Raw genomic sequence first — 8,756 nt, 5'->3', positions numbered from 1 at the left:
GCTTCAGTGCTTCTGCTTTAAATTCAGGAGAATGGATAATACGTTTTTTCTTGCTTGTCATGCTTCACCTCGTTAGTGATTGTACTCACTTAACTCGGTGTCCAAAACTGCTGGTGCGGATCAGAGTGATTCGTAACGCGTGGCATTTTTACTTTGCGGTGGCTTATGGTGATTAAGGCGCTGTGCGGTAGCTTTTGTATTGCGTTACTCACACCTTAGCAAGGCGTTAGTTTGCAAGAGGAAAAACGCAGCTATATCGCAAGATCTAGTGTAAAGGCTCAAAGTTGAAATTGTCGTATTGGCGTTCAATTTCAGTGTTAATTAGCGTGGTAAAAATCCAAAATTGGCATCGTTTCAAGGGTAAATTTGTTCTTTGGTGTTGTGAGTTTTGGGGGCATTGAGTCGAACTTTTTTGCTGAAACTCTGCTCTGTGAGTTTGTTGTTTGCAAAGTTTAAAATAACGTAAAATCAACCTTTTGGGTCTGCAAACTAACAAACTGCTCAAGAGGGATTCGCAACGCGTGGCATTTTCACTATGCGTTGAATTTAGTGATTAAGGTGGTTTGCAGCAACATCGGTATTGCGTTGCTCACCCCTTAGCAGGGCGTTAGGCGCTTGGTTTGCAACGTCAGACCAAGCTCTTGGAAGTTGTGTCTTAAATCATTGATAATGTGTCCAAACTGTCTAGTAACTGAGTTTGTATATGGAAACCTCAAGAGAAGAACTTCTAACCTTATTAACGAAAGAGTGTGAATTGTACTCGTCTATTCCTGCAAGTGAGCAACAGCAAAAGCGGGATAAAAAGTGCTTTATAAATGGTTTGATGACTGCTTGCCGAGTTGTAGGTATCAGTTTTGAAGAACTGAACGCGGTAATAGAATTGATGCCTCAACAGCCAAAGTTCAAAGATATAGATGAGCAGTTGTCTATCCCTACATATGTAAGGAACAACGTTGAGATTCAGTTATAAAAAGTGACTACGCGCCTAACAAACTGTTCAAGAGGGATTCGCAACGCGTGGCATTTTCACTATGCGTTGGTTTTAGTGTTTAAGGCGGTATGCGGCGACTTTTGTATTGCGTTGCTCACCCCTTAACAGGGCGTTAGCTTACAACGAAGAAAAGGTTAATTTTGTATGCTTAGACAATTCATACTGGTTCTGTTGTTCGTTCCTACATTGTTATTCGCACAAACGAAGCCTATCGATGTTACGGCATCAGAGTGGCTTAGTTTAATAGACAATCAACATTACGGTGAAAGCTGGGACAGTGCTGGTGGTTTGTTTCGTTCACAAATATCAAAAGGTGAGTGGGTTGCAGCTGTTAGCACTATACGTGCAAAGGTCGGTAATCTTGAATCTCGCCGTCTAACAACGACAACGTCGATGAAGTCCTTGCCGAATGTGCCGGACGGTGAGTACGTTGTAATTCAATATCAAACGATATTTTCGGGTAAGCAGTCGACAGAAACCTTAACTCTCTCTAAAAGTAAAACTGGTTGGGTTGTTATTGGTTATTTCATCAACTCGCTTGGCCAGTAAGCTAACAAACTGTTTAAGAGTGATTCGCAACGCGTGGCATTTTTACTATGCGTTAGATTTAGTGGTTAAGGTGGTATGAGGAAGCATCGGTATTGCGTTGCTCACACCTTAACAGGGCGTTATAGCTTATGGAGAAAACTATGGATTTCGAGTCACTATTTTCTGAACATGAAAATTGGCATACAAATGCTTGCTTGAATTTTCAATCAGATATGTCTCATGGATACATATATGGTTATAAAAAGGCTGCTGATGCGCTAGTCAAAAAGCTCACCAAAAATCATTCTGAAATAGACTATTTGGTATATCCGATAATTTTTCTTTATCGTCATCACATTGAATTACAACTAAAAAATATTATTGAGCTAAACATTCAACTTCACGATAGTAATGATAAAGTGACCCCAACTCATAAAATCAAAGATCTGTGGCCTCAAGTTAAAGGTTACTACCGAAAATTGAATAATCGGAGCAACCAAAAAGAAATAAGTTTCATTGACAAAATTATGGATGAGCTATGTACCATCGATCCAGAGTCGATGAACTTTCGGTATAGCAAAACAAGAAGTGGTGAGATTCCAAACAAAGACTTGAAGCAGATTAACGTCGAAGTTTTTTCTGCGCTTATTGGAAAAGTTAGCGATGCATTAGAAACATTTGAGTATCAAATGCGCTATGAATTGGACAATAAATCGGAGCACTCGTCAGGCCAGCTATAACAAGCAATTTAAGAGGGATTCACAACGCTTGGCACTTTTGCTTCTACTTCAGTTTTAGTGTTTATGGCACAATGCTTTAGGTGTGGGTGGAGGCGTCGTTCACCCCTTAATTGGGCGTTAGGTGAATACAGGGAATCATCGAATGGAATTAAAGTGCCATTGCGGAAACGTTAGCTTGGTGTTGAGCTCGCTTCCTGAAGAAGTTGGAGAGTGTAACTGTTCTATTTGTCGTCGCTATGCTGCGGCGTGGGCGTACTTTTCTCCAGAACAAGTTCAAATCAGCATGAATGAGAAAACGGCTTTCTATTGTTGGGGTGACAAAGAAGTAGAATTTCATCGTTGCAACTCATGTGGTTGTTTAACGCATTACGTAACGACACAGAAATGTTCCGAAGATATCTTAGCTGTAAATATGAGAATGGCTGAACATGAAGTGCTTTCCGGTATCTCAGTTCGGAAGATCAATGGTGCATCGTACTAATCACCTAACAATAAATTTAAGAGTGATTCACAACGCTCGGCGCTTTCACTTCAAGTCAGTTTAGTGATTATGGCACAATGGTTTAGCTAAGGTGCTAGCGTTGTTCACACCTTAATTTGGCGTTATGAGCTTCTAAGAATTAGAAGGAAAATATGGCAGTTTTAGAAATTCTGACCGCACCAGATCCAAGGCTTAAGGTCAAAGCGGAAAAGGTGCAAGATATTACTACGGTACAAACATTAATAGACGATATGTTGGAAACGCTATATGCGACTGACAATGGTATCGGTTTGGCGTCGACTCAAGTCGGTCGTAAAGAGGCTGTTGTTATTATCGACCTTTCAGAAAGTCGAGATGAACCGCTAATTTTGGTTAACCCAGAAGTGGTTAGTGGCTCGGATAAAGCATTGGGTCAAGAAGGTTGCTTATCAGTTCCTGATTACTATGCGGACGTAGAGCGCTTTACTTCAGTTGTTGTGTCTGCTTTAGATCGCGAAGGTAAGCCAATAACCATCGAAAATGATGAGTTTCTAGCCATCGTAATGCAGCACGAAATAGATCATTTATCGGGTAACTTGTTTATCGACTATCTTTCGCCACTTAAGCGTCAAATGGCTATGAAAAAGGTTAAAAAGTACGTCAAAGCGCGCTCTTAACCCCGCTCATAACAATCAATTTAAGAGGGATTCACAACGCTTGGCACTTTTGCTTCTACTTCAGTTTGAGTGTTTATGGCACAATGCTTTAGGTTTGGGTGGAGGCGTTGTTCACCCCTTAATTGGGCGTTATACGCTATATAAAGAAAGTCTAAAAATTCAGGTCAATATCTAGTTCTGGTTTTTGGGCGTCGAGATTTTCCGGCATCAATCTTAGTTTTCCTTGGTTCATTGCTCACTTTCGGCCTGTCGTTTGTCGGTGGTTGTCTTCTTTGGTGGTGATTGTTTGGGGTCAGTCCAGGCAGTGTTTTTCGCTTAGATACTGCTCTGTGAGTTTGCCTTTCTAAAAGCCAATTTACTTGTTGAACGGTCGCTTTCTCTGGTGTCGTGAGTTCACGTGGTTTCAGTGAGTTTGTTGAAAGTCCTCATTGTGAAATTGTCTTTCCAAAAGGGCTTTTGGGTGTTGTCAGTCCGTTTTCTACGGCGCGGTTTGTTCCATGTGGTTTCAGTGGCAAGTCGCTGCAAGTCTAAGCCTGACTTGAGTGCATCAAAGCACATAAAGATCATGGTTTCAAAGTAGGGCTTGGCATAGAATTTTGGCTTAAACGATCGTGCGTATAACAAACTGTTTAAGAGTGATTCGCAACGCGTGGCATTTTTATCATGCGTTGGTTTTAGTGTTTAAGGTGGTATGCGGAAGCTTCGGTATTGCGTTGCTCACACCTTAACAGGGCGTTATGTGTTCTTCCAACACCAGCGTATCTACTGGTGTTGGAGCCTAGAAAGACAGCGTCAGTTCTAGATCATAGGGCCTCTGGGGCAGCCAATTGAAATTACTTCCCCGTAGCTTGTTGTGGGCGTGAATATCATGGCTAAATCAAAGGGTAGAAAAACAACATCTGTAGCTAAATTTATTGGTACTGCCACTAACGATAAAGGGCTTAAAGCGTAGTCGACCGCTGTTCCCCGAAAGAAGCAAGGCAGACGGACTACTGACAATGCCGTTCCGGAAAATGGTTTGCCATAACCTCCGTAACCATGTGCATCCATCGATGAGCAGCCAGACGTTAAAGTAACAAGTAGTAATGATAGTACTATTTTTAAACTGAATTTCATTTACCTAGACCTTAGCTAACGTTTTATTAATGAATGAATATCAGATAACTTTATAGCTAGTGCTAATTGTTTTCTAATGATTGGTCGTTTTTGAATCAAAAAATGTGCTATTGACGAAGAAATACTAATTTTCATAGAGTTAGCAAACACATAACAAGGCGTTTAAGCGGGATTCATGCCGCGTGGCATTTTTGGTTTGCGGTGATTTTTGTGGTGAAAGTGTTGTGCGGAAACTTGGTTTATGCGGCATTCACCCCTTAACGCGGCGTTATGTTTACTTGTATTTCAAAGGCTTAAAGGTCTTAGGTTTTAGTTCTTTGTCCCTTTGGCAATTCGTCCCTAGTAGACTCAGCAAATCCGCATTGTCGGTCTAAGTTCTTGAATCTCTCAACCCGTAAAACATGCCAATGTTCGCGGGTTGCTTCATTGTCAGGTCGTGGCGGTTGGCTTATTGTTTAACTGGCTCAAAGCCGCTTTTAGGTTCTTGGGCAATTGGCATTTTGGCTTGGCAGTTGCCTCGGCAATGCAGCATTGTTTTGCGCTCTGGTTGGAAAGAAAGGGCACTTGTTGGTGCTTCGTCGGGTTGCCTCATTGGGCAGGGAAGTGGAATTACTGGTTCTAGGTTAGTCGCCTTTGACGGCCAAGTTGGTTCTTGCCTTGTGGTTTGCTTCAGAAAACTAGTCAGAAATAGCAGTTCTTTCTCAAGTAAATCAGTCGTTTGTGGTAAAACATAACAAACAATTTAAGAGGGATTCCCAACGCTCGGCATTTTTGCATCTACTTCAATTTTAGTGGTTACGGTACAATGCTTTAGGTTGGGTGGTAGCGTTGCTCACCCCTTAATTGGGCGTTAGGTGCTTGGAGAAAATCATGAACTCAAAGGAAGTCGTCCTAGCTTTTTGGGATGCGATGAATACAAATGACTTTGCCAAAGCAAGCGAGTGGCTTAGCCGAGATTTCGAGGGTTTCTGGCCGCAATCAGGTGAACTCATTATTGGACGAGATAACTTTACGGCTATCAATTCCTATTACCCTGCGAATGGTATTTGGGAATTTACAATTCACTCTGTAGTTTGCGATGGTGAAACAGTTGTCACTGATGTATCAATTACAGATAGTGTCCAAAAAGCACGCGCTATAACATTTCATACCGTCGAAAACGGCTTAATAACTAAGCAAAAAGAGTTCTGGCCAGACCCAATGGAAGCACAGGCATGGCGAGCAAAATGGGTCAGGTTAGTGCAAGATTAGGCTACACACCTAACAAACAATTTAAGAGTGATTCGGCACGCGTGGCATTTCTACTATGCGTTGGCTTTAGTGGTTAAGGTGGTATGCGGTAGCTTCGGTATTGCATGCCTCACACCTTAATTGGGCGTTATGAATCACCCAGATTTCAACGTTATAAAATAAAAAGGTTAGGTTATGGAAAACGAAAAAAAGATCGAACAACTAGCTCAGGATTTAATCGAAATCAAACGTCAAATCAAAGTTCTTCTTAATCAAGAAAAGTCACTTAAAGACGAAATTAAGCCTCTATTACAGGAACATGGTGCAGTGAAGTTTGAGCATGGAAAAGTGTACTATGGTGAATCTAAAGGCTCATCAATATTCAGTCGCCCAGAAGTACTGGCATACATTCGTGATAACTACGGTGATGCACTAGCTGAACAAATCGACGAAGATTGCACTAAGGTTGGAGAACCTAGACAAGTTGTATATATCAAACTAAATGATTCATAACAAAGCGTTTAAGGCGGATTCACAACGCTTGGCGATTTCAGTTCAAGTTAGCTTAAGTGTTTAAGGTACAATGGTTTAGGTTTGGTGGTGGCGTTGTTCACCACTTAACGCGGCGTTAGTTTGCAAGAGGAAAAACGCAGCTATATCGCAAGATCTAGCGGTAAAAGCTCATGTCGTATTGGCATTTAATTTCAGTGTTAATCAGCGTGGTAAAAAACCAAAATTGGCATCGTTTCAGCAGTTGATTTGTTCTTTGGTGCTGTGACTTTTTGGGTAATTGAGTCGAACTTTTTTGCTGAAACTCTGCTCTGTGAGTTTGTTGGTACAAAAGCCGATTTACTTGCTGAAAGGACGCTTTCTCTGGTGTGGTAAGTTCACGTGGTTTCAGTGACTTTGTTGAAAGTCCGCATTGTGAGATTAGTTTTCCAAAAGCGCTTTTTGGTGTTGTGAGTTCGTTTTCTTCGGCGTTGTTTGTTCCAAGTGGTTTCATTGACTAGCCGCTTTGATACTACGCCTGACTTAAGTGCATCAAAGCACATAAAGTTTGTTGTTCGCAAAGTTTAAAACAACGTAAAATCAAACCTTTGGGGCTGCAAACTAACAAACTGCTCAAGAGGGATTCACAACGCGTGGCATTTTTACTATGCGTTGATTTTAGTGATTAAGGTGGTTTGCGGCTGCTTCAGTATTGCGTTGTTCACCCCTTAGCAGGGCGTTAGTTTGCAAGAGGAAAAACGCAGCTATATCGCAAGATCTGGTGGTAAAAGCTCAAAGTTTAAGTTGTCGTATCGGCTTTCAATTTCAGTGTTAACTAGCGTGGTAAAAATCCAAAATTGGCATCGTTTCAACGGTTAATTTGTTCTTTGGTGCGGCGACTTTTGGGTTCTCTGAGTCGAACTTTTTTGCTGAAACTCTGCTCGTTTAGTTTGTCGATACAAAAGCCGATTTACTCGCTGCGAGGACGTTTTCTTTGGTGTGGGAAGTTCACGTGGTTCCATTGGCTTTGTTGAAAATCCGCATTGTAAGATTGGTTTTCCAAAAGCGCTTTTTGGTGTCGTGAGTTCGTTTTCTGCCGCGTTGTTTGTTCCAAGTGGTTTCATTGAGTAGCCGCTTTGAGACTACGCCTGACTTAAGTGCATCAAAGCACATAAAGTTTGTTGTTTGCAAAGTTTAAAATAACGTAAAATCAACGCTTTGGGTTTGCAAACTAACAAACTGCTCAAGAGGGATTCGCAACGCGTGGCATTTTCACTATGCGTTGATTTTAGTGATTAAAGTGGTTTGCGGCGGCTTTTGTATTGCGTTGCTCACCCCTTAGCAGGGCGTTAGTTTGCAAGCGGAAAAACGCAGCCATATCTCAATATCTAGTGGTAATAACTTACAGTTGAAATTGTCGTATCGGCGTTCAATTTCAGTGTTAACTTGCGTGGTCAAAGTCCAAATCAGGCATCGCTTCAGCGGTTGATTTGTTCTTTGGTGCGGCGACTTTTGGGTTAACTGAGTCGAACTTTTTTGCTGAAACTCTGCTCGTTGAGGTTGTTGGTACAAAAGCTGATTTACTCGCTGAAACGGTGTTTTCTCTGGTGTGGTAAGTTCACGTGGTTTCAGTGGCTTTGTTGAAAGTCCGCATTGTGAGATTGGTTTTCCAAAAGCGCTATTTGGTGTTGTGAGTTCATTTTCTGCGGCGTTGTTTGTTCCAAGTGGTTTCATTGAGTAGCCGCTTCGAGACTACGCATGACTTGAGTGCATCAATGCACATAAGGTTTGTTGTTCGAAAAGTTTAAAATAACGTAAAATCAACCTTTTGGGTCTACAAACTAACAAACTGCTCAAGAGGGATTCGCAACGCGTGGCATTTTCACTATGCGTTGATTTTAGTGATTAAGGTGGTATGCAGCGGATTCGGTATTGCGTTGCTCACCCCTTAGCAGGGCGTTAGAGCGCAGGAGAAAAATAATGAATATGACGGACATAATTGAATACATTTCATATCTTATCGCTGGCATTATTATCGCTCCCTTCGGCTTTATGTTGTTTAAAGAATTCATAGGTAAAGATCGCAAGACGGTCACAGATGAAGTCAAATCTACGGTAGGAGACGAATCGAGAAAGTTTCTGGGCGGTAGATATGGTGATGCAGTTGTAGGTCAGTTTGTCGAGTTTAAACTGATAATAGCGATAGGTTTGCCAGTAGTTCTATTTCTAGGGATCTCTTCCTTGGTAAATTCTCTTTTGAAAGTTCTGTTCAACCTGTGAGTTGCGCTCTAACAATCTGTTCAAGAGGGATTCGCAACGCGTGGCATTTTCACTATGCGTTGATTTTAGTGATTAAGGTGGTGTGCGGTGGCTTCGGTATTGCGTTGCTCACCCCTTAACAGGGCGTTAGCTCTCTTTGCGTAAAAATAGAAGTCAGAGAATGAAAATCAAATCAAAAATTATACTTACAATGTGTTTTGCAGCGTTTGGTTCATCAGGTAGTCAAAACGTAGAACCAACATCAG

The 8,756-nt window shown here is 41.6% G+C and carries 11 protein-coding genes and 1 pseudogene; 9 read left to right on the top strand and 3 right to left on the bottom strand.

Annotated elements, in window-relative coordinates:
* Nucleotides 1-703: 703 nt before the first annotated feature.
* The 5 genes from P2G85_RS20765 (at nt 704) to def (ending at nt 3,396) form a co-directional block, all read left to right on the top strand.
* Entirely contained in the window at nt 704-970 is a 267-nt protein-coding gene (locus P2G85_RS20765; RefSeq protein WP_275865943.1) for a hypothetical protein, read from the top strand.
* A gap of 165 nt (nt 971-1,135) precedes the next feature.
* Nucleotides 1,136-1,540 carry a DUF4019 domain-containing protein gene (locus tag P2G85_RS20755; RefSeq protein ID WP_275865942.1) on the top strand — a complete coding sequence of 135 codons (405 nt, stop codon included), beginning with the start codon at nt 1,136-1,138 and terminating at the stop codon, nt 1,538-1,540.
* A gap of 140 nt (nt 1,541-1,680) precedes the next feature.
* Entirely contained in the window at nt 1,681-2,259 is a 579-nt protein-coding gene (locus P2G85_RS20745) for a hypothetical protein (RefSeq protein ID WP_172440795.1), read from the top strand.
* A 142-nt stretch (nt 2,260-2,401) separates the two neighbouring features.
* Nucleotides 2,402-2,740, top strand: coding sequence for an aldehyde-activating protein (locus P2G85_RS20740; RefSeq protein ID WP_275865941.1), 339 nt, complete (start codon nt 2,402-2,404; stop codon nt 2,738-2,740).
* Nucleotides 2,741-2,892: 152 nt separating this feature from the next.
* Nucleotides 2,893-3,396, top strand: coding sequence for a peptide deformylase (gene def, locus P2G85_RS20735; protein ID WP_275865940.1), 504 nt, complete (start codon nt 2,893-2,895; stop codon nt 3,394-3,396).
* Nucleotides 3,397-4,194: 798 nt separating this feature from the next.
* Here the strand turns inward: def and P2G85_RS20725 are convergent.
* Complete coding sequence (locus P2G85_RS20725) at nt 4,195-4,446, bottom strand: YceK/YidQ family lipoprotein (RefSeq protein WP_011080334.1); 252 nt, start codon at nt 4,444-4,446, stop codon at nt 4,195-4,197.
* A 248-nt stretch (nt 4,447-4,694) separates the two neighbouring features.
* Here P2G85_RS20725 and P2G85_RS20720 point away from each other — a divergent pair.
* The 3 genes and pseudogenes from P2G85_RS20720 to P2G85_RS20705 form a co-directional block, all read left to right on the top strand.
* Nucleotides 4,695-4,784: pseudogene (locus P2G85_RS20720) on the top strand (DUF3265 domain-containing protein); the annotation flags it as partial.
* 598 nt (nt 4,785-5,382) lie between these two features.
* Nucleotides 5,383-5,763: a nuclear transport factor 2 family protein gene (locus tag P2G85_RS20715; protein ID WP_054575556.1), complete on the top strand. Its 381-nt coding sequence runs from the start codon at nt 5,383-5,385 to the stop codon at nt 5,761-5,763.
* A gap of 174 nt (nt 5,764-5,937) precedes the next feature.
* Nucleotides 5,938-6,255 carry a hypothetical protein gene (locus P2G85_RS20705; RefSeq protein WP_275865939.1) on the top strand — a complete coding sequence of 106 codons (318 nt, stop codon included), beginning with the start codon at nt 5,938-5,940 and terminating at the stop codon, nt 6,253-6,255.
* A gap of 154 nt (nt 6,256-6,409) precedes the next feature.
* Here the strand turns inward: P2G85_RS20705 and P2G85_RS20700 are convergent, their stop codons facing one another.
* Nucleotides 6,410-6,745 (bottom strand): hypothetical protein, encoded by a 336-nt coding sequence (locus P2G85_RS20700; RefSeq protein ID WP_180764061.1) that lies wholly within the window; start codon nt 6,743-6,745, stop codon nt 6,410-6,412.
* A gap of 824 nt (nt 6,746-7,569) precedes the next feature.
* Entirely contained in the window at nt 7,570-7,965 is a 396-nt protein-coding gene (locus tag P2G85_RS20685) for a hypothetical protein (RefSeq protein ID WP_275865938.1), read from the bottom strand.
* Nucleotides 7,966-8,211: 246 nt separating this feature from the next.
* Between P2G85_RS20685 and P2G85_RS20675 the strand changes: the two genes are divergently transcribed.
* A complete protein-coding gene (locus tag P2G85_RS20675) occupies nt 8,212-8,511 on the top strand; it encodes a hypothetical protein (RefSeq protein WP_038892926.1) in 300 nt (99 codons plus the stop codon).
* The last annotated feature ends 245 nt before the right edge of the window (nt 8,512-8,756 follow it).

This window comes from Vibrio sp. CAU 1672 (assembly GCF_029223195.1).
Lineage (GTDB): Bacteria > Pseudomonadota > Gammaproteobacteria > Enterobacterales > Vibrionaceae > Vibrio.
Note: the sequence above shows the minus strand (reverse complement) of the source record. Positions and strands in the feature narration are given on the sequence as shown.

Coding starts and splice junctions, on each gene's coding strand:
- P2G85_RS20705 (WP_275865939.1), top strand. CDS start 5,938: ATGGAAAACGAAAAAAAGATCGAACAACTAGCTCAGGATTTAATCGAA.
- P2G85_RS20765 (WP_275865943.1), top strand. CDS start 704: ATGGAAACCTCAAGAGAAGAACTTCTAACCTTATTAACGAAAGAGTGT.
- P2G85_RS20685 (WP_275865938.1), bottom strand. CDS start 7,965: ATGAAACCACTTGGAACAAACAACGCCGCAGAAAATGAACTCACAACA.
- P2G85_RS20740 (WP_275865941.1), top strand. CDS start 2,402: ATGGAATTAAAGTGCCATTGCGGAAACGTTAGCTTGGTGTTGAGCTCG.
- def (WP_275865940.1), top strand. CDS start 2,893: ATGGCAGTTTTAGAAATTCTGACCGCACCAGATCCAAGGCTTAAGGTC.
- P2G85_RS20755 (WP_275865942.1), top strand. CDS start 1,136: ATGCTTAGACAATTCATACTGGTTCTGTTGTTCGTTCCTACATTGTTA.
- P2G85_RS20675 (WP_038892926.1), top strand. CDS start 8,212: ATGAATATGACGGACATAATTGAATACATTTCATATCTTATCGCTGGC.
- P2G85_RS20745 (WP_172440795.1), top strand. CDS start 1,681: ATGGATTTCGAGTCACTATTTTCTGAACATGAAAATTGGCATACAAAT.
- P2G85_RS20715 (WP_054575556.1), top strand. CDS start 5,383: ATGAACTCAAAGGAAGTCGTCCTAGCTTTTTGGGATGCGATGAATACA.
- P2G85_RS20725 (WP_011080334.1), bottom strand. CDS start 4,446: ATGGATGCACATGGTTACGGAGGTTATGGCAAACCATTTTCCGGAACG.
- P2G85_RS20700 (WP_180764061.1), bottom strand. CDS start 6,745: ATGAAACCACTTGGAACAAACAACGCCGAAGAAAACGAACTCACAACA.